The organism is Thermodesulfobacteriota bacterium, assembly GCA_040757775.1.
Lineage (GTDB): Bacteria > Desulfobacterota > UBA8473 > UBA8473 > UBA8473 > UBA8473.
This window is the reverse complement of the sequence record JBFLWQ010000007.1, coordinates 91,353-115,277: the sequence shown is the minus strand read 5'-3', so window position 1 is coordinate 115,277 and position 23,925 is coordinate 91,353. Positions and strand designations below refer to the sequence as shown.

The following is a 23,925-nucleotide window of genomic DNA, read 5'->3' as shown; positions in this document are numbered from 1 at the left end:
GCAAATCTGTTCGATCTTAATGGGAGGGGGGCTTACCGGAGGGTGTGCCCCCTTTTTCCCAGCTTCTTATGAAAAACAAGCTGGATGTTGTCCAGTCCAAGGGTAACATCAAATCTATTAAAGAGAATATTGATCTGGGGTATCCGGTCATAGTCCTTGTGGATTACGGATTTTGGGTGTACTAACAGAACCATTTTATGGTAATAGTAGGCTATAATGAAAATTGTGTAATCGTCAATTCAGGGAGGAACTGGCATAAATTTATCCGAGAAGAAGATTTTCTGAAATTATGGGAAAGGACAGATTTTTGGGCGTTACTGATAAAGCCAAAACAAGCACCGTAAGCCACAGAAATTATGTATTTGTCTCCCTGTTGTTTGCTGCCTGCTATTTTATAGTTTTTCCCGGTTGCAGCCTACCAAGAATCATCGTGCTCGATGATCCACTTGCGCCGGAGGAACACCTAACTCTAGGAGTTGCCTATGAGAAGAAAGGTGAACTTGATCCCGCGATAAAGGAATACAAGCTGGCAGCAAAAAAACTGCCCCTAGCATATCTCTATCTCGGAAATGTCTATTTTCAGAAGGGAGAACTTTATAAGGCAGAGAAAAATTATCGTGAAGCAATCAGAAAAGACATCCAAAACGCTGATGCCTATAATAATCTGGCCTGGCTTTACTACACGAAGAAAGAGAATCTCGAGGAGGCTGAAAGACTTGTTTTGAAGGCTATGGATATCAATCCCTCAAGAGATAATATTTACAGGGATACGTTAAAAAGAATAGAAGAACTAAAAAAACTAAACGATGAAAGGATAATAGAAAAATGAGAATGATGAGAATGCCATTCATGAAGCAGGTCGTATGGTATCTTGTTTTTGCCATGTTTATTATTGGTATTGTTCCCAGGGTTGAGGCTTCTTTTGCTTCCTCAGAGGCAGTGGTCATTACAAAGGCTGCTAGAGCCTCAGATATGGAGGGTGTACAGAAGGTTTTGGAAACAAAGATAATAAAGGAAAGACTTGAAAAATTGGGCTTCACACAGGATGAAATTAGTAACAGGCTCTCGCAGCTCAGTGACTATCAGATACATAAGCTTGCCCTTCAGCTTGATGATCTGAAGGTCGGTGGTGATGGTCTCGGTGTGGTGATTGCAATTCTTGTGATAGCTATACTGGTTGTCATATTATTGCACTTGACAGGACATAAGGTTATAATAAAGTAGAAGAACGATAAGTGCCAATACGGGAGGGGAAAATGAGACCGTCGGAAGTGGCTTACCGTGAATCGACAGAATTATTGGGCTAAACGAAAATCATATCGAACGGAAAATGGAAGGTACAACATGATGATCAAAGAGAAAGTTTGCCGGATTGTGGACGGCCTGCGTATAAGGGGAGAGGTTTATCTTCCCAAAGCCAACCAAAAGACACACTATCCAGCTATTTGCCTGTGTCATGGCATCCCTGGACGGATCAAGGATCCAACAGACAGAGGTTATCAACTCCTTGCAGAAAGATTCTGTATGGAGGGCTTTGCTTCCCTAATCTTTAATTTCAGAGGTACGGGCGAAAGCGATGGTAATTTTGACATCCTTGGCTGGACCCGAGACTTAACTTCTATGATAGATTTATTCTTTGATCATCCTGGGGTAAACAAAAAACATGTATCATTAATGGGGTTCAGTGGGGGTGCAGCAGTCGCTGTTTATGTGACTGCTCATGATCCGCGGATTTTCTCTTTAGTAACATGCGCATGTCCGTCAGACTTCAGATTTATCTCAAAACCAGAAGATGCCCTATTGTTCTTAAACCAAGCTAGGGAAGTTGGGATAATACGTGATAAAGATTATCCCCCCTCTGTTAAGGAATGGCTAACTGGTTTTAATGAGATCAGCCCCCTAAAATGGGTTGGCAGGATTTCCCCCAGGCATGTGCTTATAATCCATGGAACTGATGACGAACTGCTTGATATAAGCCATGCAAAAAGGCTCTATGAAAAAGCCAAAGACCCCAAAGATATATCAATAATTGAAGGGGCTATTCACAGAATTAGAACAGATGAAAGAGCAATCAATGGTGCCCTTGAATGGTTAAAAAAAGTTAACAGGCTATTGCCCAAACGGAAATCCCTTTGAGCAAGTGCCTGTCTATTATTATGCCTCACGATATTCACCAAAAACACCCCTGAAAATATCCGCAATTTCACCCAGGGTGGCATAGTTCCTCACAGCATCCAGTATGATTGGCATTAAATTTTCTTCCCCCTTTGCGGCATCTTCTAAGTCTTTGAGTGTTTTATTAACTATTGTGTTGTCCCTGCTGGTCTTTACTTTCTCTAATTTCTCCTGTTGTATCCTTCCCACCTCTGGATTAACCCTTAAGAGATTGGTTGGCGCTTTATCTTCTATTACGAATTGATTTAATCCAACAATTATACTCTCTTTCTTTTCTACATCCATCTGATAATGATAGGCGCTATCGCTTATCTCTTTTTGCATATATCCTGCTTCTATCGCCTTTATTGCCCCACCAATGGAATCTATCTTCTCAATATATTCTGAGGCTTTTTTCTCAATAGTTTCTGTTAACGATTCAACGGCATAAGAACCAGCCAGACAATCCACTATATCAGCTACACCGCTCTCATAGGCAATAATCTGCTGGGTTCGAAGGGCAGTCCGAACTGCGTCTTCAGATGGTAATGCCAGTGCCTCGTCGAAGGAATTGGTATGAAGAGATTGGGTTCCTCCTAAAACAGCGGCTAATGCCTGAAATGCAACCCTGACTATATTATTGATTGGTTGCTGAGCAGTAAGGGTGCAACCGGCTGTCTGGGTGTGAAATCTTAGAGTGCATGATTTATCTTTCTTAGCCTTAAACCTCTCCTTCATTATCTTTGCCCATAGCTTCCTTGCTGCCCTGAACTTAGCTACTTCTTCAATGATATTGTTGTGGGAATTGAAGAAGAAGGACAGGCGAGAAGCAAAATCGTCCACGTTGAGGCCAGCCTGAATAGCCGCTTCTACATAAGTTATACCATTTGCTAACGTAAAGGCAACTTCTTGAACCGCTGAAGACCCGGCTTCCCTGATATGGTAACCGCTGATACTAATGGTGTTCCAACGCGGCACAGTATTTTTACAAAATGCAAATATGTCTGTAATTATCCTCATCGACTCTTTTGGTGGATATATATATGTCCCTCTGGCTACGTACTCCTTTAGAATATCATTTTGGATAGTACCGTTTAGTTTGTCTAAAGCTACACCCTGTTTCTCAGCTACTCCTATGTACATAGCCAGCAGAACAGCCGCCGTAGAGTTGATAGTCATGGAGGTACTCACCTTATCCAGGGGAATCCCATCAAACAGGGTCTCCATATCTGCCAAAGAGTCAATCGCAACGCCACATTTGCCCACTTCACCTAAACTCAACGGGTGATCTGAGTCATAACCTATTTGGGTGGGTAAGTCAAAGGCAACACTTAACCCGGTTTGGCCTTGCTCCAGTAAATACTTATAACGTTTATTTGTATCCTCTGCAGTGCCAAATCCTGCATACTGCCTCATGGTCCAGAATCTTCCACGGTACATTGTAGGCTGAACCCCTCTTGTGAATGGATATCCGCCAGGGAACCCTATATCATTAATGTAATTTATATCCTCTATGTCAAGAGGGGTAAAGATTCTTTTAAGTTCAATACCAGAAGTACTCTCAAATTTTCCCTTCCTTTCCGGAGATTTACTGATAGTCTTCTCTACTTCAGCATTCCATATGCCAAGTTCTTTTCTTAAATCTGAATGTCCAGAATCCATTTTAGGTCCTCCAATCCTTCATTTTTTCTAGCGGGGTCTGCAGAACAACTTTATGCTATCTTTCCATCTCTATGCCCAGGCTTTTGATTTTTCTGTGCAGGTGGGTTCTTTCAATACCTATAGCATGGGCTGTTTCGGACACATTATCACCAAAGCTCTTCAGCTTTTCTTTAATAAATAGTCTTTCAAATTCATCCCTTGCAACCTTCAAGGACTTATGCTGAAAAAGCAAATCCTTCCCCTCTGTCCTTAACTCTCCTGTTATCGAAGCTGGGATGTCTTCTGCCACGATTACTATCCCGGGGGTCATAATCACTAGCCTCTCAATAACATTTTTTAATTCCCGAACATTACCGGGCCAGTCATACCCTATCAGTATATCTAAAGCTTCCTTTGAAATCTCTTTTGGCTCTTTCCCATTCTCTGTACAAAACTCCCTGAAAAATTGCGATACCAACAGGGGTATATCTTCCCTTCTTTCCCTAAGAGGAGGAACCTCGAGGGGAATAACATTCAACCTATAATAGAGGTCTTCCCTAAAGGTTCCAGTATCCATCTCTTTCTTTAAATCCTTATTGGTAGCAGCGATTACCCTAACATCTATGCTGATGCTCTTAGTTCCACCTACCCGTTCAAACTTCTGTTCCTGGAGAATCCTCAGTATCTTTGCCTGAGTTTTCAAACTCATATCAGCTATCTCATCCAGAAAGATAGTGCCTCCATTGGCCAGGTCGAACTTACCCTTCTTTTGAAAAGACGCCCCTGTGAAGGCACCTTTTTCGTGGCCAAACAACTCGCTTTCAATCAATTCTTCCGGAATTGCAGCACAGTTTACTTCAACAAATGGATTATCGGCCCTGAGACTCTTCCTGTGGATTGAACGGGCTACCAATTCCTTTCCTGTTCCATTTTCTCCTGATATTAAAATCCACCCATTGGTTGGGGCAGCTACTGCAATCTGCTGTTTTAGTTTTGTAATCGCTTCACTGTTGCCTATTATTTCATACCCCTTGTGAATCTTCTCGCGCAGAATCTCATTTTCCTTTTCCAATCGCTGGAAACTGAGGGCATGGTTTATTGTTAAGACGACTTTCTCCAGGGATAGTGGTTTCTCAATAAAGTCATATGCCCCTAGTTTTGTCGCCTTAACTGCCGTCTCTATCGTACCGTGTCCTGAAATCATAATAACCACCAGCTTCGGAGACATTGCTTTTATCCTTTTCAAAACCTCGATACCATCAAGTCCAGGCATCCAGATGTCGAGAAGCGCTAAATCAGGCCTCTCCTTATCAACCTTCTGGATAGCCTCCATTCCATCGCTAGCCAGAGACACATTGAAACCCTCGTCTTTTAATATCCCGCTTAAAGATTTCCTTATACCTTCTTCATCGTCAACTATCAAGATACTCTTTTTCATGGTAAGCTTGTCCATATCCTTTTTTTAAACCCTAATTGGCAACTCAACTATAAACCTTGATCCCTTAGGGTAGTTTTCTTTTACCCTTATATACCCGTTATGGTCAGAAACTATCGTATTGACTATCGATAAACCTAATCCAGTTCCTGACTTCTTTGTAGAAAAATAAGGTTCAAATAGTCTTGACTTTTCCTCTTGAGGAATTCCACAACCGGTATCAGCAATTTCTATCCTGGCTACCTGAAGGGCATCATCATAAAATGTCTCTATGACAACCGTTCCCTTTTTTTCAATAGAATCAACAGAATTATCCAGTAGGTTAATTATTACTCTTCTAATCTGTTCTCTGTCCATATCAAAGATCGGAACATGCTTACCCTCTTTAAATTCAAATTTTATATTACTATGGGCTTCCTGATACAGAACCAGGGTATCTTTAATTATCTTATTTATATCATTTGGGTAAAGGTTGGTTGAGGGCAAGCGGGCAAAATTCGAAAACTCATTTACCAAGCCTTTTAAGTCTTCCACTTGGTCAATTATTGTCTTTGTGCATTCATCAAAAACCTTACCATTCTCAGAAAATTTATTTAAATACCTTTTCCTTAATCGCTGGGCAGAGAGTTTTATAGGGGTAAGGGGATTCTTAATCTCATGGGCTATGCGCCGAGCCACCTCCCGCCATGCTTCTGCTCTTTGTGCTTTTTGTAGTCGGGTCAAATCATCAAAGACCACCACCAACCCCATATAGTTTCTATCCTCATCTTTTAGCACAGCAACACTTATCAGTAAAGTCAAGGTTTCCTCTGGCAAAGACAATCTTATCTGTCTCTTAATAGTCCCGCCGATAGAGCCAGTTACCTCTTCCAACAGTTTTTTCACCTCATTCAGATATTCGGAAGCAAACACCTCATTATATGGTCTGTTTATTGCACGTTCAGCCTTTATTCCAAACATCTTTTCTGCCGATTTGTTTATGGTACTAACCCTGTCTTCCTTGTCAATAGAAATAACACCAGCGCCTACATTTTTTAATAGTATCTCCATGTATATTCTACGTTGATCAAGTTCTATATTGGTGTTTTTCAATCCAATATTTGCTTCTTCAAGCATTGATTTACTGGCCTTGAGATCAAGCGTCATCTTGTTAAACGAGTTCATTAAACTTCCAATCTCATCATCGGTGCCAGCTTCTATATGCAGGTCCAGATTCCCATTCGCAACCTCGTGTATCCCATTTGCTAATTTTTGGACTGGCACTGTAATCTCTTTTGCCAGGTAAAAACCAAACCATATAGCTGAAAATATTATAAGTAGAGTAACTATTGAGAGGGTTATAAAGTAACTTGTCTTGATAGGATTTTTTAGCATTTTAAGCTGTTTATATTCTGCAAAGGTTGAAGATATCTCTGCCATTTTAGCAACCAGGCTCAGAGGCACAAAATAATTTACTATTACCACTCCGACAGGTTTTTCATCTTTCCCTGCAAGATAGACAGGGACTACCCCTCTGATCAGTTCCCCCTTACCTGCTGATTGAATCTTGGTAGTACTCTCTCCTTTCAATCCTTCCTGTACCAGTTTTGAGTCTTCCATAGGGAAATTTTCAAAAGGTATTTCATTATTAACTGCCTTTGCCAACCCTTCTTTTTTGTCTGAAAACACCTCTATTGCTCCCAGGTTGTATTGACCCAGTTTGGATTTGATAAACCTCCCCAGAGACTCCTGTTCTCCCCGGGCTAAAAGTCTATTTTCTGCTATACCCTGACTTATCTGTTTTGCATAATATACGGCGTTATTCCCAGAATTCTGATAATATGCCTGCGCGACTGTAAGAGACTCTTGAAGAGAGTTTTCAACTTGAATACTAAACCAGTTTTCAATGCTGTTGGTTATGAACCCGGCTGCCACAAAAAACAATAGAACAGTTGGGACGATAGACAGACTAACGAAGGCTACAACAAATTTGGTGCGCAGTTTCGAACCGAGTATGTTTTTCTTTCTTTCGAAAACCAGTTTTACAATGTTCCTTACAACCAGAAAAGCTATAAGGAGCAGCAAAATCACATTTATATTTATTAACCCGAAGACCAATATATTATTGGCAATGGGAAGTTGATTGCTTATTTTTGATGAGTATATTCCCAGAAATGTAAGGAAGATAACCAGAACGGTTGTAAACAAAATTATATAACGTTCGCGTTTTCGCCTTTTCAATTCCTGAATGTTAATCCTTGAAGAATCTCTATTTACCATTTGCTCACCCTAGGTTTATTTCATCACTCTCTAACCTTGAGCCGTGAATCTTGGAACTTTGAACCTGAATAGTTACATTATTTCTCAATAAATAAACGACTCAGTATACCAGTCGGTCTCAAAGTCCCACAGAGAAACAAAGAATAACACATAATCGAGAAAAAATGGAAGTCTTATAGTGTCCAGTTTTGCCTTTATCCTCACATAATATTTATTGTTCTTTTTTAAAGAACTCATAGGTATAACAGTAATCCCATCCACCTCTGCCATTGCCTTTTTGGCTTCTAAAAAGTCTTTTAAAATTAACTCTTTTTTATCTTTTGAATTGAGAGTAACTATGAATTCATTCCTAAGGTTATTATAAACAATAGTGTGTCTAACAGTAATCGTTGCAAGGGTTTTATCAAACCAGAAACTACGAGGGTGATATAAATCAATAAAAAACGTAAAGGTAGTTGAGATACCATTGAGGATTGCCTCTTCCATTTTTTTGGTAAAACAGCCTTCCACAGAGAAATAGATCAGAAGGTCCTTAGGTGTGTTAGTTACAATTACATCTTTAATTCTTGCTTTTTTACAAAGGGCATTCGCTGGGAGAAAAAGAATGATCAGTAGTATAATGACTACACACGCTTGAGCAGAACGACAGGGTTTCATCAAGATATCTCATTGGTATTATTAAGGTTTTTGAAACCAAACAAGCCTTCTTATTGGCATCTTTTATAGCCTAAAATCAGTGAAAAAGCAAGGTTAAATTTGGTACTCCAAAAACCTCGCGGAATAGCTACAATCATACTTGAGATATTTCGGCATATAGAATTTGAGGCATCTTTTTCTTTCTTCTGTGGAAAGCCTCGACGGGCGGCAATTTCAGGACATGATTCAGAGGCTAATGAAGCAAGGCGTTTATACATTTGTCTTTTTCAGCCCAAAATGTATTTAGCCAGTTCTGGAATAGTTTGCGGAATTCCATGTCTTGGGAATAATCCCCTATTGTTTCTTTACGAATTGGGAATGATTGAACCCTTACTTTAATTTCATCGACTTTGCCGCAGAGAAATGCCCAGAGGCTCTTAGTATTTTGTGGATACACGATGGTTACATCTAAGATGCGATGCAGCTGCTCCCCCATGGCAGCAAGCACAAAAGCAATGCCTCCAGCCCTGGGTTTTAACAGGTTGGTATACGGCGATTGTTGTTTTCGATGTTTTTCTGCCGTGAAGCGAGTCCCTTCCAGAAAGTTCATAACGGACACAGGGATCGTTTTGAACTTTTCGCAGGCTCTCCGGGTTATTTCCATATCCTTGCCCCTTAGATGTGGGCGCTTTTGAAGGTAGTCCTCAGAATAACGTCTCATGAATGGGAAATCCAATGCCCAGCAGGCAAGTCCGACAAGCGGTACCCAGATCATTTGTTTCTTCGCAAAGAATTTCAGGAACGGGATCTTGCGGTGAAATATATTTTGCAAAATGAGGATATCAACCCACGACTGATGATTGGCTACAACAAGATACCATTCATTGGGTTTCAGGTCTTCAACACCGCTTACATCCCAGTTAATTTTATTCATGAGCCGTAGATTGAGCTTGTTTAAAGAAACCCAATTGCCGGCAATGCCGTTCAGCATTCTGTTACAGAGCTTACGCCAGGCATTGATAGGCACAATCAGTTTTAAAAGCGCTAGCGGAACCAGCTGAATCGGAACCAAAACCGTATTGATAAAATACATTAAGATCGACAAAACCCCACGAACTAAACCTGGCAAGAAACTCAGCATTATCTCTTTCTCTCCTTCAACATTGATTAATACTTAACGAGCCCGTAGAAAAAGCCCTTTGGCAGAGAATTAGTTTTCCGATCAGAGTCCTTTTCCCTCTTTAGAAGGGCAGACATTTATTTTCTGCATAACGACAATTAAACTGCGTTTATATTTTGTAGAAATTCTAAACCTATAAATATTTTTGTCAATCAGAATCTGGCGGCAGTTAAAATTTCAATAAATTAATTTGCCTGTATTTTCGATTAGTTGCAAACTTAATACCCCCATAACCATCCATTGAGCCTTGAATAAAAAACTTTGTTTACCTGTGAGTGTGCCTGCCCCGCCGGTGCAGCAGGCAGGTAAAGCACAGGCAGATGCTCGCTTCAAATGGAATTTTTTCACTTTTCAGGATGAACTTTAATTAGTATTGACTTTATTACAAACAAACTATATATACAATAAAACCCCATTGGATTAATTGACAGACTAAAGACTGGGTGGAGGAAGGGAGATTCATGAAGGCATTAATTGGAAAACGGCTCCTTTTGTTCGTGTTCTTATCCCTATCATTATCGATAACCAGCTGTTTTTGGACAAAAGAAAGGAAAGTTAATACCGTTGAGGGGTTGTTTAATCAAGCTTTTACTTACTATCAAGAGGAAAAATACAGAAAAGCACGGGAGGCATTTGAGGAACTGAGAGACAATTACCCTTTAAGTAAATATTCCATTGTAGCAGAGCTGAGGATAGCTGACTCCTATTATCACGAAAAGGAATACGGTGAGGCAATAGCTCATTATGAAGATTTCAGAAAACTTCATCCCACCAATCCCGTTATCCCTTACGTCATATATCAGACTGGCATGTCTTATTTTAAACAGACTCTACCCATAGACAGGGATCAGACATTCACTGAAAACGCTGTCAAACAATTTGAATATCTTATCTCCAGGTACCCTTCCACCACTTATGCAAGCTCAGCTCAGAAGGAACTGGAAATATGTAAAGAGAAGTTGGCACAGCGTGAGTTTTATGTGGGGCATCTCTATTTTAAAAGAAAGAAGTACAAATCAGCCCTCTACAGGCTCAATGGAATTTTGGAAAATTTTCCTAAATCCAGCATTAAAGACAAGGTATACTTCTATATTGGAGAGTCCTATCTGTCCTTAGAGGAGAAAGAAAAAGCAAAAACTGCGCTTACTCATCTGGTAGAAAACTACCCCAATAGTGAGCATTACAGTAAAGCCAAGAAGCTTTTGGCAAAGCTCAGGTAGAAACAGTTTTCTTAACTATCTCATAAATACTCCCCAGTGCTTTATCGAGACCTTTTAGTTTGTTTCCCCCGGCCTGAGCCATATCTGGTCTACCACCACCACTACCACCAACCATTTTGGCAATCTCTTTCATTATGCTGCCTGCATCAAATCTATTGGTAATATCCTTTGTAACCACAAGAACTAACATGACATCTTTATCCTTTTGCCCGGCAAGGAGGATGATTCCTGATTTCAACCGACATTTCAATTTATCAGCCAACTCCCTTAAGCCTTTTGGGTTATCTATATTTACCTTTGCAGACAATACCCTAATCCCTTCAACATCCTTAACCAGATCTAACAGGTCTTCTGATTGCCTGCTTGCGAATCTGCCTTGAAGAGACTCTATTTCCTTCTCCAGATTTTTGTTATGCCGGAGCAGCTTCTCTAATTTGTCGATTATCTCATCTTTCCTGACTTTCAGGATTAATCCGACTTCTTTTAATGTATCTTCTTCCTTGTTTATATGCCCTAATGCCTCCTCACCTGTTAATGCTTCTATTCTCCTCACACCAGCGGCAACACCGGACTCATTGATTATCTTAAAAATACCAATATCCCCTGTGCGCCTTGTATGGGTACCCCCGCAGAGCTCTTTGCTATAACCATGTATGTTTACAACCCTTACCTCACCGCTGTATTTCTCCCCGAAAAGGGCTATAGCCCCGCTCTCTAAAGCCTTCGTTACTGGCATCACATGGGTTTCAACCTCTACGTTTTCCCTAATCTTTTGGTTGACAAGTTCCTCTATCCTAAGAAGCTCTCTCTTAGTTAGTTGAGAGAAGTGAGTAAAGTCAAATCGAAGCCTTTCGGGAGCGACAAGAGATCCTGACTGTTTCACATGGTCTCCCATTACCTCCCGTAAGGCAGTGTGGAGTAGGTGGGTCGCTGTGTGATTGAGGGCAATCTTTTGTCGCCTATCTTTATTAAGATTAAAAGATACCCTGTCATCCTTCTTAACGGAACCCTTTTTGATTTTACCTCTATGAACAATTAAATTTGGCAGGGGCCTCAAAGTATCCTCTACTTCAAAAAAAAGGACATCGTTTATGATTGCCCCGGTATCCCCAATCTGTCCCCCTGATTCCCCATAAAAAGGGGTGTGTTTTGTCACAACTTCAATATAATCCCCCTCATAGGCGGATTCCACTTCCCTGCCATCCTTAATAATGGCCAACACGGAGCCTGATATGTCGAAGCCTTTGCTTTCATAGCCGGAGAAGGAAGATTCAATCTTATTCTTGACAAGCTTTTTATATATCTCAGAAATCTCTTCTTCTCCCGATCCCTTCCAGGATTCTTTTGCCCTTTGCCTCTGTTCATTCATGGCACTTTGAAAGCCTTTTTCATCTAGGACAAATCCTGCATCCTTCGCCGCCTCATATGCCAGATCTGCCGGGAATCCGTAAGTATCGTAGAGTTTAAAAAGCAAATGGCCTGGAATTTGTTTCTCCTCACTGCCTCTTAACCTTTCCATTTCTTCATTCAATATAGCAAGACCGCTATTCAGGGTTTGGGAGAAATGTTCTTCTTCATTATGGGTGAGTTTGGCTATGTAATTCCTTGCATCTGCAAGTTCAGGATAAGCCTCCCTCATAACATCCACCACAGTACCTGAGACCTTATACAAGAAGGGTTTATCCAGACCAAGCAGCTTCCCATGACGGGCAGCCCTCCTCATAATACGCCTGAGAACATATCCTCTGCCCTCATTGGAAGGTAGTACCCCGTCCCCTATGAGGAAGGTTATAGCCCGGCTATGATCTACTATAACCTTTATGGAAATATCATCCCTCTCGTTGTCACCATATTTTCTGCCAGAAAGTCCTTCCACAATGCCAATCAATGCCTTAAACAGGTCGGTGTCATAGTTGGTCTTTACCCCCTGAACAACAGCACTTATCCTCTCCAGTCCCATACCTGTATCAATGCTGGGCTTGGGAAGAGGAGTCAATATTCCCTCTGAGTTGCGGTCAAATTGCATGAATACTAAATTCCATAGCTCCAAGAATCTATCACAATCACACCCCACCTTACAGGTGGATTTTCCACATCCCACACCCTCTCCCTGGTCTATCAGGATCTCTGAACAAGGACCACAGGGGCCCGTCTCTCCCATTGCCCAGAAGTTATCTTCTTCTCCCATCCTGACAATCTTACTATCTGGTACCCCAACCCTAGCTCTCCAGATATCAGAAGCCTCATCATCATCCTTAAACACGGTAATCCACATCTCATCATGAGGAAGACCCAATTCCCCGGTCAGGAACTCCCAGCTCATATCAATGGCCTCTTCCTTAAAATAATCACCAAAAGAAAAGTTGCCTAACATTTCAAAGAAGGTATGATGGCGGGCGGTTACTCCTACGTTTTCCAGATCATTGTGTTTGCCTCCTGCACGAACACATTTTTGAGATGTTACTGCCCGGGGGTATTCCATCTTCTCTTCCCCCAAAAACACCCCTTTAAACTGAACCATACCCGCGTTGGTAAAGAGCAGGGTCGGGTCCTGTTTGGGGATCAATGAGGAGCTGCCGACTATCGCATGTCCCTTTTTCTCAAAGTACTTCAAAAATCTTTGTCTTATTTCACTGCCAGTCATTACCAATTCACAAATGCCTTCGTATGTGCGAACACCATCAGATAGAAAACACAAAGGCAGGCAATTATTAAAATTATTGCAAAATTTAACTAAATGTACCGCTTTAATTCCAAAAAATTAACAATACTGCGTCGGTGAACAGTCAACAGATCAACTTAAAAAGGTATATCATCCTCAGTATCAAAACCCGCATCCTGTTTAGGACTCCCCTCAAAATCCTTCCTGGTTCTATCCTGGTCAGCAGGGCTTCCTAACATCTGCATGTTGGAAGCAACAACTTCGGTTGCCCATCTCTTGTTGCCGTCTTTATCTTCCCATGAACGGGTCTGCAACTCGCCTTCAATATAAACCTGCTTGCCTTTTGACAGGTATTCCCCGCATATCTCTCCCAGTCTTCTCCATGCTACGATACGGTGCCACTCCGTTTTCTCTTCCTTTTCCCCCTGTTGATTGGACCATCTCTTAGTGGTGGCTATGCGGAAAGTAGCTACAGCCGTCCCGTCGCTGGTATATCTTACTTCCGGGTCGGCTCCCAATCTTCCAATTAGTATTACCTTGTTTACTGACATGGCTCCCTCCCTACTCCTGCCTAAAATGGAAAAAACTTGACAAAGGTAAGAATTCAATTAGGATTATTTGTAGCATAATTATCTCTAAATTCCAAAGATTTTATTAAAGGTCAGGCATAATAAATGACGGTTTCAATCTTAGAGCCCTGGGGTATCCTCTCTAAAAAGTTAGCGAATTATGAGTCCCGTCCGGAGCAGATAAGGATGTCTGAGGCTACCAACGATGCCTTAAAAAACAATAAATACCTGCTTGTTGAAGCGGAAACAGGGATTGGCAAGACTATTGCGTACCTTATCCCTGCTATTTTAAGCGGCAAAAAGATTATTGTCTCTTCTGGGACAAAGAACCTCCAGGAGCAAATCTATTTCAAAGACATCCCTCTCTTAAAAGAGATCCTTCCTGTTGATTTCAATGCTATCTATATGAAAGGAAGGAATAACTATCTCTGTCTGAGGCGTTTCAGGCAATACACTGCCCAGCCCTTTCTGAGATTCGATGGAGATTTGTCTCATCATGAAGAGATCAAAAAATGGGCAACAACCACGGAGACGGGAGACCGCTCAGAAATTGACAATCTGCCTGATGATTATCCCCTCTGGGATGATATCTGTTCAAAGAGTGACCTTTGCTTAGGACAAAAGTGTGAAACTTTCGACACCTGTTTTATTACCCGTATGCGACAACATGCTGCTGCTGCTGACATTATTATCGTAAACCACCATCTCTTCTTTGCAGATTTAGCGGTAAAGAAGTCCGGCTTTGGAGAAATAATACCCGGCTACGATGCAGTAATCTTCGATGAGGCACATCAACTGGAAGATGTGGTTACCAATTACTTTGGTATAATGATAAGTAATTTTAGATTTGCAGAGCTGATCAGAGATATTCAGAGAAAGCTGGGATTGGGTAAAATCAATGATAAAGGGATAAATCAAAGACTGGATTCTTTAATGCAGAGACAAGAGAAATTCTTTAACAGCTTCGGAAGCACTGTAACGAGATACCGATTGAAGGAAGATATTCTTAATGACAATACCTTAAAGCAGTTTGGCGAGATTTTAAATAGCCTGGATCTGATCTCTGCCAGGCTTAACAGTCTGGAGAACAAAACCGATGAAATCAGGGCTTGCAGCAAAAGGGTATCAGACATAAAAGACCAATTAACCTTTATTGTTACCCTTCAAAGCCCCCTGTATGTCTATTGGTGTGAAAACAGAGGGAAGGGCATATTTCTCCATGCATCACCCATTGACGTATCCTATGAGCTGAATACCCGACTGTTCAGCAACCTCAAATGTATCATTTTCACCTCTGCTACGATTTCTACCAATAAGAGTTTTAGTTACTTTAAAAATCGCCTGGGGCTTCATGGGGATATCAACGAATTATCCCTGAGTTCCCACTTCGATTATGAAAGACAGGCTATTCTCTATCTGCCGAAAGGGATACCTGACCCGAATACATCCAAATTTGTTGATGCTATATCTGAGGAGATTGAAAAGATACTGACTATCAGCTCCGGAAGGGCATTTGTTTTATTTACAAGTTATAAGAACATGAAAGAGGTCTATGAAAGGTTAAGGGAACGACTGGACTTTTTGCTTTTACTCCAGGGGGAAAAGCCAAAGTCTCATTTGCTTATGGAATTTAAAAGAGACGTCAACTCTGTATTATTAGCCACCCATAGTTTCTGGGAAGGGGTGGATGTTCAGGGTGAGGCACTGAGCTGTGTTATTATTGATAGGTTACCCTTCGCCTCCCCTTCGGAACCCGTAGTTGAAGCCAGAATCGAAAATATCATAAGAAGTGGAGGGTCCCCCTTTCTTGATTATCAATTACCATCGGCCATTATAACATTGAAACAGGGAATAGGCAGGTTAATTAGAAACAAAAAAGACAGAGGGGTTATTTCTATATTGGATAATCGTATATTAACAAGGGAGTACGGAGAAATATTTATCAATAATTTGCCCAATTGTCCCATAACAAACAATTTAGATGACATCAAAAAATTTTTCAATTAGCTTGACTTTGCCGATAGTATCATTATATATAGGTGAAAGTTGCGCCCGGTTACTATACAAGTTGCTGTACGTCAGATTTTTCAGACAATTCCCATATACCCTGAGATTAAACGGAGAGAAGCATGGATTATGATATAAAGAGAGAAGATGTTGAGATTCCGGATACCCTGCCCTTATTGCCTGTCAGAGACGTCGTCATATTTTCATACATGATTGTACCATTGTTTGTAGGTAGAGAAGGGTCCATCAAGGCCGTTGATGAGGCATTATCAAAAAACCGTTTGATATTCTTAGCTACTCAGAAGGACCCGACGGTTGAAGATCCGAAACCCGAGAGTATCTATTCTGTGGGAACGGTGGCTACGGTTATGAGAATGCTAAAACTCCCTGACGGAAGGGTAAAGATTCTGGTTCAGGGTTTAATGAGAGGGCGTATAATTGAGTACATACAACAGAAACCTTGTTACATGGTGAATATCGATACGATCAAGGAACCGATTATGCCTGAACTGCCCCTGGAGGCAGAAGCCCTGATGCGAAGTGTTAAGGAACACAGTGAGAAGGTACTTTCTTTAAGAGGCTTGTTGTCTTCAGATGTTGTAATGATCCTTAATAATATTGAAGACCCGGGAAGACTGGCAGATCTGGTGGCTTCAAACCTGAATTTGAAGATTGAGGAAGCTCAGCAGGTCCTGGAGATTTTTAACCCTATTGATCGCCTCATAAAGGTTAATGAGCTTTTAAGCAAAGAAGTAGAGCTCTCAAGCATGCAGGCAAAGATACAGTCCCAGGCTAAAGAAGAAATGACCAAGACACAGCGAGATTACTTCCTGAGGGAACAGCTTCGGGCAATCAAGAATGAACTGGGAGATGTAGATGAAAGGACAAAAGAAATAATAGACTTCAAGAAGAAGATCAAAAAGGCAAAGATGCCTAAAGAGGTTGAGAAAGAAGCCAACAAACAGATGGACAGGCTGGAACAGATGCACCCTGATGCAGCAGAGGCATCTATAGTTAGAACCTATCTTGATTGGCTGGTAGAGCTTCCCTGGAAGATAATTACCGAAGACAACCTCGATATAAAGGCTGCTAAAAAAGTACTGGATGAGGATCATTATAATTTAGAAAAGGTTAAAGAAAGGATACTGGAATACCTGGGTGTCCGCAAGCTGAGCAAAAAGAAGAAAGGCCCTATCCTTTGCTTTGTTGGCCCACCAGGAGTGGGAAAAACATCGTTGGGCAAATCCATTGCCAGGGCTTTAGGGCGTAAGTTTACAAGGATATCCCTTGGTGGTGTTAGAGACGAAGCAGAGATTAGAGGACACAGAAGAACCTATGTAGGAGCACTGCCAGGGCGGATAATTCAGAGCATCAAACAAGCAGGATCAAATAATCCGGTTTTCATGATGGATGAAATAGATAAAGTGGGGGCAGATTTCCGGGGAGACCCTTCTGCCGCCCTTTTAGAAGTTTTGGATCCCGAGCAGAACTTTGCTTTTAGTGACCACTATCTGAATGTCCCTTTTGATCTTTCAAATGTTATGTTTATTACCACTGCAAATCTCGTAGACCCAATCATCCCTGCCTTGAAAGACCGAATGGAGGTCATTACTCTCTCAGGATACACAGAAGAAGAAAAGTTAAAGATAGCGCTAAAGTTTTTACTCCCTCTACAGTTAGAAGAAAACGGAATTACAGAAAAAGATATGAAGATGTCGAATGAAGCTATATTACAGATAATTTCCCACTATACTCAAGAAGCCGGACTTAGAAACCTTGAACGGGAGATTGCGAGTATATGTAGAAAAGTAGCCCGAAGGATCGCTGAAGGGAAAAAAGGGGTTTCCAGGGTTAATAGAGGAAACCTGCACAAATACCTGGGCACACCTGTGTACCTGCCTGAAGAGGAGCAAGCAATAAGTGAGGCTGGAGTTGCGACTGGCCTTGCCTGGACACAGGCAGGCGGGGAAATCTTGCACATAGAAGCATCCACCATGAAAGGGAAAGGGGACTTAATCCTTACCGGACAACTGGGAGATGTAATGAAAGAATCTGCACAGGCTGCCCTGAGCTATGCCCGTTCAAAGGCAAAGGAGTTGAAATTAGACGAAGATTTCTACAAAAAACAGGATGCCCATATCCATATTCCGGCAGGGGCTATCCCCAAAGACGGTCCATCAGCAGGGGTAACTATGGCTACTGCCTTAATCTCTGCCCTTTCAAAAACCCCTGTCAATAAGGATATAGCTATGACAGGTGAAATAACCCTGAGAGGAAGAGTGCTTCCAATTGGAGGGTTGAAAGAGAAGACTTTAGCTGCATTGCGGGCAAAGATTGGGACTGTAATTATTCCTGAGAGAAACAGGAAAGACCTGGATGATATCCCTAACTACATAAAAAAGAAGATTACTTTTGTTTTCGCTAAAAAGATGGATGACGTGCTAGAGGCAGCGCTTCTAAAGGGAAGTAGAGTTGGAAATCAAAGAGGTGGGAGAATTCGGGCTGATAGAGAGAATAAAAACTAAGCTCGCTTTCCCCCATCAAGATATCATTAAAGGTATAGGCGATGATGCCTGTGCTATTGAGATTCAAAAAGGAAGATTACTGCTCTCCACCAGTGATTCCCTTATTGAAGATGTTCATTTTGACCTGAGGTTTATATCTGCATATAATTTAGGAAAGAAGTCCCTGGCAGTTAATATTAGTGATATCGCTGCTATGGGAGGAACCCCAAAGTTCTTCTTGGTCTCCCTTGCCATTCCCCCAAAGATATCTGTAGAATTTATCGATGAATTTGCAGATGGCATTAAGGAGACCGCTAATTCCTTCCAAACTCATGTCGTTGGTGGCGACACCTCTTTTTCTCCAGAAAAGCTCAACATTAACATTACTTTACTGGGAGAAGCCTTTCCTGGCAATGTAATCTATCGTGATAATGCCCATGTTGGAGATCAAGTATTTGTAACGGGGACGCTGGGAGATTCGGCTCTGGGGTTTGAAATTCTCATGAATAGAAAAGAACTATCCAGGATTGAGGAAAGATTTAAGGATTTAGTGGAAAGGCACTGTAACCCCACTCCCAGGGTAGCCGAAGGCAGGTTGATTGCAGAGAACCGCATTGCCTCGGCCATGATTGATATTAGCGACGGTCTTATCTCTGACCTTGGGCATATCTGTGAACAAAGCAAAGTGGGGGCAAAAATCTGGTTGGAAAAACTCCCTGCTTCGGAAGCCTTTCAAAAGGTCTCCCGTGAATTTACCGACAGACCAATAGATTTAGCCCTCGGTGGCGGAGAGGACTATGAGCTTTTATTCACCGTTGATAAGGGTAATATTAACTTATTTAACAGGATGAAAAACAGATTTAAGACTAAGGTTACCCATATTGGAGAGATTGTAGAACCAGAGGAAGGGATTACGGTTTTAGATGATAGTGGGAAGAGATACACAGTTGAAAAAAAAGGCTTCGATCATTTTTTGTAAACTTCATCCATCTCCCTGATTCATCACGTCCTGATTCCCCTGTAATGACGTATCTGTTCTATCGGGCGCAATAAATTGCGCCCCTACATATGATTTATAACAATAATCCCATGAACATGATTTGGCATTACAATAAATTCCTCAATTTCAACATCTCTAAAATGTTCAGGTATTCCCTGCCAACATGCCATTATTCTTTTACCCATTTCGTTCAATCTCATTTCACCATCTACTGCATCGCCTAACAAACATTCCCTGTTTTGTGTGCATATCGTTACAAAATATGCCCCTGCCTTTGAATAATCATATCCTTTTAATCGTATAGAACGGTGGTGGTGAATGTCAGAATATCAGGGTTATATTTCATCTTTTCCCCTCCACAATCTTTATCTCATCTTCTGTCAGCCCATAGAGGTTATAGACCATCTAGTCAATCTGCCTTTCCAGTGCCGATGTGTAGGTATTGGGGTCTTTCTTTTGGGCAGTGAGGATTTGGGGGCAGCAGTTATGCAAATTGAAGTTTCTTCTCCATTGGTTTAAGAACATTTTTAAACATATGAGAGGCTTTGAAGAGTTCAATACCCATAAGATTACCGTTACTGTCAAGTTCCATATTCACACCCGGAGATACTTCTACAACTTCGGCTTCCTCACCTTCTTTTGCAAGGTAAAGGATATCCTCTTCTTCATCATAAAAAACCTTGAAATCGTCCATTAGATTTTCCTCCATCTTCCTGATTTAACTCGGTTTTCTTTTTGTCCTTCTTTTAAGGGATGTATAGTTAATAGCTTAACATCTATATCTTCATATCTATATGCTACCATTATATCTCTTTCTTTTCCATATAATACTGCCTTCTTAACAGCTATTGTATGCCCTGTTTCTGCATCTATGAATCGCTCTTCTGCATTTTTGAAGATTTCTTTTGGCAGGCTGTATTCAATCTTTCTCATGACAATCCTTGCCTCAATGTGCTTTGAATATTTAATTTGCATTGTTACCCCTTCCCCTCCACAATCTTTATCTCATCTTCTGTCAGCTCATAGAGGTTATAGACCATCTGGTCAATCTGTTTTTTACACTTCGCAAAATCTCGCCAATTTTGGATATCGGCGGGCATACCAAGTTTCCACTTCGCGAATATCTTCGGCGTTCAAGCCGTACATTTCATAAACCAATTTATCAATTTCTTTCTGCTCGTTGCTCATATAATCATAGCGGGGATTTTGTTTTTGTTTTACAAAAATTTGGCGAACAAGTTTATCAACCGCAGGATTAAAACTAATTACTATTGGCAAACCTTTAAAATCATTAACTTGTGCGTGCACGGTATGATCAATAAAATTCTTAAAAAAATATTTCATTAACTTTGATGCAAGCAACCCCAATAATAAATGTGTTTTCAATTCTTCATTTGGAAAGATGGTTGACCCATTGTTATCAAATAACGCAGTAGAGTTTAATCTAACAGTAGGAGCATATTGTCCAGTCAAAGAAAAGGTAATTCCTTTTTTAAACCAAGAGTCTTCATTTCTGATAGATGCCTTATTTTTTCCTGAATCTCGCTGTGTTCTGCTTCTTAATTCTTTGACAGATACTCGCGACCAGTCTATAAAATAATCTGTTGGAACAAAATAATTCGGCAACCAACCCTCATCAGTGTCAGATTCTCCCCCTTTGTCATATGGAATAATGTATTTCCCTTTATGTTTTTGGGGATCTATTCCGTGAAGTCGTTCATCAATTGTAAGTAGAGATATCTCATATTCATTAAGGATTCTTTCCTGCGGAACCGGTCTGTAGTTACCTCTGGCCACAGGATTCTGATACAAAAAATAATCGTTTTCCCCTGTATCTATACCCTTTTTTACATCCGCAAAATTGGGATATAGAGAAGATACTCCATGAGGGTAAGACATAAACTGAAACAATTTTGGGCTGCCGACAAAAATCGGCAGATTAGAATTGGTTTTAATCAATCCTTGATTATATTCATATACGGCTAGCTTGGACGTGGATTGACCGATAAAATCATCTAAATGATAAAGTTTTTCCCGTAATTCTTCTATTTCTTTTCGGGTTGAAATATTTGTAAAATCAGCTGTTATCAATTTGCTGTCGTTATCTGATCTGTTCGTCACGCTCATTATGCAGGCATTGACAGTCGCCTCAAAACAATCCTGGTGTACACGAATTATTTTATGTAATTGCTTTCCCAATACCTGCTCCCGCAATGGTTTATGGGTTTTAATCGTTAACCAAGTATCAGAAACGATAAAAGATAAAATCCCACCCGGCTTGAGAAATCTTTTTAGTGCCGTTGAAATAAAAATACCATAACTGTCTTTGCTTCCAAGACCGTGCCATTCTTTAATATCATTTTCTACTTTAACACCATAGGGCGGATTACCGATAACAATATCAAAACCGCCGATTTTATTATTATTGTTATCTTTACGATCAAATACTTCGGAAAAATGAAAATCAGGTTTGAATAATTTATAAGTGCCGTCTTTAATTTTTTGTTCCAATTTCGCGATTATTTTTAATGTTTTCTCAATTTCCTTTTGAACTTTTACTTTCCTTTGCCCCTTTACTAAAGTATCAACATTATCAATTTGAGATTTAAACTGATTGCCATAATTTTTTAAAACTGCTTGAATTAATTCATGTTCCAAATTATCAAACTGTTTTTTTAATCTCTTTTTTTCATTTTCATTATCTGAAAGGTAAAATTTATCTTTTATAGCAATCATTCTATCCTTCATTTTTTCATATTCTGACTCGCTCTTAAATAAACCATATTGGCCAACCATTTCTTCTTGGAAAATATCAATATCATCAATTTTTTCTTGTAACGAGTTGCCAACGCGGAATTGAAAATCCAAATTAGGGAGCGGTTCGGCTTCGGATTTTTCATAATCTACTATCAATGCCAGCCACAAACGAAGCTTGGCAATTTCAATAGCGCCAGGGTCAATATCCACGCCATAAAGATTTTCTTTTATAAAATGTTTTTTGAGCGACACTTCATTTATATTTTTGCCGACATTTACATTAAGCCGTTTCCGTAAATTAACCAAAACCTGCATCATCTCTACCGGGAAAGCCGCGGAGCCGACTGCGGGATCCAGAACTTTAATATGCTCCAATTTGTCATCAAGCAATCTAATTTCTTCTTTTTTTAGGGTAAGAGGTTCTATTTCTTCTTTATCGTAAATTAACTGATGGAGTTTTTCTTTGTTAATTTTTGTTTCATTTTGCAAAAACTGCCACAAAGAATCCTTTACCATAAAGTGAACAACTTCTCTTGGCGTGTAAAAAGTCCCTTTTTTGCCTCGTTCTTCTTCAGCTAGGGTATTCTCAAAAACCTTGCCCAACATTTCTGGATCAATTGAAACTTCTTGGTCATCCGGTGAATTTTCATCTATGGTAAAGTTATAATTTTCAAAGAAATTTAGAATAATATCTCGGATAAACTTATCATCAAAAAAAATAAAAATGCCTTTTTCTTGTAAATTGTTTTCTAGTTCACTTCTTTCAAAAAGACCGCCATTAAGATAAGGGGTATCTTTATACTGTTTTTTTATTTCTGCTGGCCGTTCGCTTTCTTTCTTGGCAAAGACATCAAAAAATAAAGGCTGGAAAAAACTTAAGTAAAGACTTGTATTGCTATTATTCTCAAGCGTTTTTCTAATATAATTAACTTGATTTTCTATCCAACCTTTACGCTGTAAGAAATACACAAAAACAATCCTACCCAGAAAAGTATAAACAAATCTATTTATCTGTTCTTTATATTCTTCATCTGTATATCTGTCCTTTAGCCAAAGGCAAACTGTATTTTTATTTTGTTTCTCAAATTCATGTTTGGTCCGCTCAAAAATTACTCTAAAATCGTCAAAGAACTTATTAGTAACTTTCTCTACAGAAAACACGTCTTTGATTTTTTCTAAAGACGAAAAACTATCATCGTTATCTTCACCTCCAATTCTTTGTAGAAAGGTTTTGTTGGTAAATTCCGGGTTTACAAAATAAGTAAACCGTCGAAAGGCGCTCCAGTCTCTGCGGGTTCCAAGATAATTGGCATAAATCAGAGAAAAACGGAAATTACCCCGGGGGTCATAGAAGATAAAAATGCCCGCTTCTGACTGACTTTCTTTAAGGATTTTCTTTCCCTTCTCATACTGCGCCTTCTTGCCGCTTCGTTCTGAAAGTGGCTGGCTTGCCTCGAATGCACAGACAAGCATCTTCTCATCCTGTGCAAACTGAATTTCACCAAGATTTACACCGTTCCTGAAATTATCATCGTCATATTGGAACAACTCTTCTTCTCTTGGAGTGAAGGCACGGCTTTTCTCACGGAAAAAGCGAATAAATTTATCGGGGCTAAAATCTTCAATTATGTCATATAATATTTTTCTTGCATTGTTATACAATTCTGGCATGTAACTCCTCAATGATAAGGATAAACCTTAATCAGGCATTCTTCCCTGTCTTTCTTGCGCCCCATAAGAAAGCAGATTGTTTGGGTGGGAGTTTGATATTAAGGATTCTATCGAATATTTTCATTCTGGAATAACCTCCATTTTAGTTTAACTAAATTGGATATTGCTCCATTTCGGCAATTATGTCAATAGTCTGCAATGATAGGGGGTTTGTTGTAGATTTTGAAATT

General features: G+C 40.2%; 18 protein-coding genes. 7 read left to right on the top strand and 11 right to left on the bottom strand.

Going from position 1 to position 23,925, the window contains the following annotated elements; genetic code table 11:
* Positions 1-289 precede the first annotated feature (289 nt).
* The 3 genes from AB1401_06520 (at position 290) to AB1401_06510 (ending at position 2,136) form a co-directional block, all read left to right on the top strand.
* Positions 290-829, top strand: a complete 540-nt coding sequence (locus AB1401_06520; GenBank protein ID MEW6615106.1) for a tetratricopeptide repeat protein — start codon at positions 290-292, stop codon at positions 827-829.
* Complete coding sequence (locus AB1401_06515) at positions 826-1,224, top strand: PA2779 family protein (GenBank protein MEW6615105.1); 399 nt, start codon at positions 826-828, stop codon at positions 1,222-1,224. Before AB1401_06520 ends, AB1401_06515 begins: the two co-directional genes overlap by 4 nt.
* Positions 1,225-1,344: 120 nt before the next feature.
* Positions 1,345-2,136 (top strand): alpha/beta fold hydrolase, encoded by a 792-nt coding sequence (locus AB1401_06510; GenBank protein ID MEW6615104.1) that lies wholly within the window; start codon positions 1,345-1,347, stop codon positions 2,134-2,136.
* A gap of 18 nt (positions 2,137-2,154) precedes the next feature.
* On the opposite strand, the gene AB1401_06505 is transcribed toward AB1401_06510, so the two are convergent.
* The 5 genes from AB1401_06505 to AB1401_06485 form a co-directional block, all read right to left on the bottom strand.
* A complete protein-coding gene (locus AB1401_06505) occupies positions 2,155-3,816 on the bottom strand; it encodes a methylmalonyl-CoA mutase family protein (protein MEW6615103.1) in 1,662 nt (553 codons plus the stop codon).
* 55 nt (positions 3,817-3,871) lie between these two features.
* Positions 3,872-5,233 carry a sigma-54 dependent transcriptional regulator gene (locus AB1401_06500; protein ID MEW6615102.1) on the bottom strand — a complete coding sequence of 454 codons (1,362 nt, stop codon included), beginning with the start codon at positions 5,231-5,233 and terminating at the stop codon, positions 3,872-3,874.
* A 24-nt stretch (positions 5,234-5,257) separates the two neighbouring features.
* Positions 5,258-7,489: an ATP-binding protein gene (locus AB1401_06495; GenBank protein ID MEW6615101.1), complete on the bottom strand. Its 2,232-nt coding sequence runs from the start codon at positions 7,487-7,489 to the stop codon at positions 5,258-5,260.
* 84 nt (positions 7,490-7,573) lie between these two features.
* Positions 7,574-8,146 (bottom strand): DUF4390 domain-containing protein, encoded by a 573-nt coding sequence (locus AB1401_06490; GenBank protein MEW6615100.1) that lies wholly within the window; start codon positions 8,144-8,146, stop codon positions 7,574-7,576.
* A 232-nt stretch (positions 8,147-8,378) separates the two neighbouring features.
* Positions 8,379-9,266: an acyltransferase gene (locus tag AB1401_06485; protein MEW6615099.1), complete on the bottom strand. Its 888-nt coding sequence runs from the start codon at positions 9,264-9,266 to the stop codon at positions 8,379-8,381.
* A gap of 500 nt (positions 9,267-9,766) precedes the next feature.
* Here AB1401_06485 and AB1401_06480 point away from each other — a divergent pair, with 500 nt between their 5' ends.
* The gene (locus AB1401_06480; protein ID MEW6615098.1) at positions 9,767-10,525 is read left to right on the top strand and encodes an outer membrane protein assembly factor BamD; all 759 of its coding nucleotides are present in this window, start codon (positions 9,767-9,769) and stop codon (positions 10,523-10,525) included.
* Here the strand turns inward: AB1401_06480 and alaS are convergent.
* Together alaS and AB1401_06470 are read right to left on the bottom strand one after the other, a co-directional pair.
* A complete protein-coding gene (alaS, locus tag AB1401_06475; protein ID MEW6615097.1) occupies positions 10,518-13,169 on the bottom strand; it encodes an alanine--tRNA ligase in 2,652 nt (883 codons plus the stop codon). The two genes, AB1401_06480 and alaS, sit on opposite strands and share 8 nt — an antisense overlap.
* Positions 13,170-13,324: 155 nt before the next feature.
* On the bottom strand, positions 13,325-13,738 hold the full coding sequence (locus AB1401_06470; GenBank protein MEW6615096.1) for a single-stranded DNA-binding protein: 414 nt from the start codon (positions 13,736-13,738) through the stop codon (positions 13,325-13,327).
* 123 nt (positions 13,739-13,861) lie between these two features.
* Here AB1401_06470 and AB1401_06465 point away from each other — a divergent pair, with 123 nt between their 5' ends.
* The 3 genes from AB1401_06465 (at position 13,862) to thiL (ending at position 19,246) form a co-directional block, all read left to right on the top strand.
* A complete protein-coding gene (locus AB1401_06465) occupies positions 13,862-15,763 on the top strand; it encodes an ATP-dependent DNA helicase (protein MEW6615095.1) in 1,902 nt (633 codons plus the stop codon).
* A gap of 122 nt (positions 15,764-15,885) precedes the next feature.
* On the top strand, positions 15,886-18,288 hold the full coding sequence (lon, locus tag AB1401_06460; GenBank protein ID MEW6615094.1) for an endopeptidase La: 2,403 nt from the start codon (positions 15,886-15,888) through the stop codon (positions 18,286-18,288).
* On the top strand, positions 18,236-19,246 hold the full coding sequence (thiL, locus tag AB1401_06455) for a thiamine-phosphate kinase (GenBank protein MEW6615093.1): 1,011 nt from the start codon (positions 18,236-18,238) through the stop codon (positions 19,244-19,246). The genes lon and thiL overlap by 53 nt, the downstream gene beginning before the upstream one ends.
* An 83-nt stretch (positions 19,247-19,329) precedes the next feature.
* On the opposite strand, the gene AB1401_06450 is transcribed toward thiL, so the two are convergent.
* From AB1401_06450 to AB1401_06435, 4 genes are all read right to left on the bottom strand, one after another.
* Positions 19,330-19,494 (bottom strand): hypothetical protein, encoded by a 165-nt coding sequence (locus AB1401_06450; GenBank protein MEW6615092.1) that lies wholly within the window; start codon positions 19,492-19,494, stop codon positions 19,330-19,332.
* A 257-nt stretch (positions 19,495-19,751) separates the two neighbouring features.
* Positions 19,752-19,961, bottom strand: coding sequence for a DUF2283 domain-containing protein (locus AB1401_06445; protein MEW6615091.1), 210 nt, complete (start codon positions 19,959-19,961; stop codon positions 19,752-19,754).
* Positions 19,961-20,242 (bottom strand): hypothetical protein, encoded by a 282-nt coding sequence (locus tag AB1401_06440; protein ID MEW6615090.1) that lies wholly within the window; start codon positions 20,240-20,242, stop codon positions 19,961-19,963. Before AB1401_06440 ends, AB1401_06445 begins: the two co-directional genes overlap by 1 nt.
* Before the next feature lie 81 nt (positions 20,243-20,323).
* Positions 20,324-23,695: a DNA methyltransferase gene (locus AB1401_06435; protein MEW6615089.1), complete on the bottom strand. Its 3,372-nt coding sequence runs from the start codon at positions 23,693-23,695 to the stop codon at positions 20,324-20,326.
* Positions 23,696-23,925 lie beyond the last annotated feature (230 nt).

Bases quoted from the DNA above. Each gene is read 5' to 3' on its own strand.
- AB1401_06520 (MEW6615106.1), top strand. From the start codon at position 290: ATGGGAAAGGACAGATTTTTGGGCGTTACTGATAAAGCCAAAACAAGC.
- AB1401_06515 (MEW6615105.1), top strand. From the start codon at position 826: ATGAGAATGATGAGAATGCCATTCATGAAGCAGGTCGTATGGTATCTT.
- AB1401_06510 (MEW6615104.1), top strand. From the start codon at position 1,345: ATGATGATCAAAGAGAAAGTTTGCCGGATTGTGGACGGCCTGCGTATA.
- AB1401_06505 (MEW6615103.1), bottom strand. From the start codon at position 3,816: ATGGATTCTGGACATTCAGATTTAAGAAAAGAACTTGGCATATGGAAT.
- AB1401_06500 (MEW6615102.1), bottom strand. From the start codon at position 5,233: ATGAAAAAGAGTATCTTGATAGTTGACGATGAAGAAGGTATAAGGAAA.
- AB1401_06495 (MEW6615101.1), bottom strand. From the start codon at position 7,489: ATGGTAAATAGAGATTCTTCAAGGATTAACATTCAGGAATTGAAAAGG.
- AB1401_06490 (MEW6615100.1), bottom strand. From the start codon at position 8,146: ATGAAACCCTGTCGTTCTGCTCAAGCGTGTGTAGTCATTATACTACTG.
- AB1401_06485 (MEW6615099.1), bottom strand. From the start codon at position 9,266: ATGCTGAGTTTCTTGCCAGGTTTAGTTCGTGGGGTTTTGTCGATCTTA.
- AB1401_06480 (MEW6615098.1), top strand. From the start codon at position 9,767: ATGAAGGCATTAATTGGAAAACGGCTCCTTTTGTTCGTGTTCTTATCC.
- alaS (MEW6615097.1), bottom strand. From the start codon at position 13,169: ATGACTGGCAGTGAAATAAGACAAAGATTTTTGAAGTACTTTGAGAAA.
- AB1401_06470 (MEW6615096.1), bottom strand. From the start codon at position 13,738: ATGTCAGTAAACAAGGTAATACTAATTGGAAGATTGGGAGCCGACCCG.
- AB1401_06465 (MEW6615095.1), top strand. From the start codon at position 13,862: ATGACGGTTTCAATCTTAGAGCCCTGGGGTATCCTCTCTAAAAAGTTA.
- lon (MEW6615094.1), top strand. From the start codon at position 15,886: ATGGATTATGATATAAAGAGAGAAGATGTTGAGATTCCGGATACCCTG.
- AB1401_06445 (MEW6615091.1), bottom strand. From the start codon at position 19,961: ATGGACGATTTCAAGGTTTTTTATGATGAAGAAGAGGATATCCTTTAC.
- AB1401_06440 (MEW6615090.1), bottom strand. From the start codon at position 20,242: ATGCAAATTAAATATTCAAAGCACATTGAGGCAAGGATTGTCATGAGA.
- AB1401_06435 (MEW6615089.1), bottom strand. From the start codon at position 23,695: ATGCCAGAATTGTATAACAATGCAAGAAAAATATTATATGACATAATT.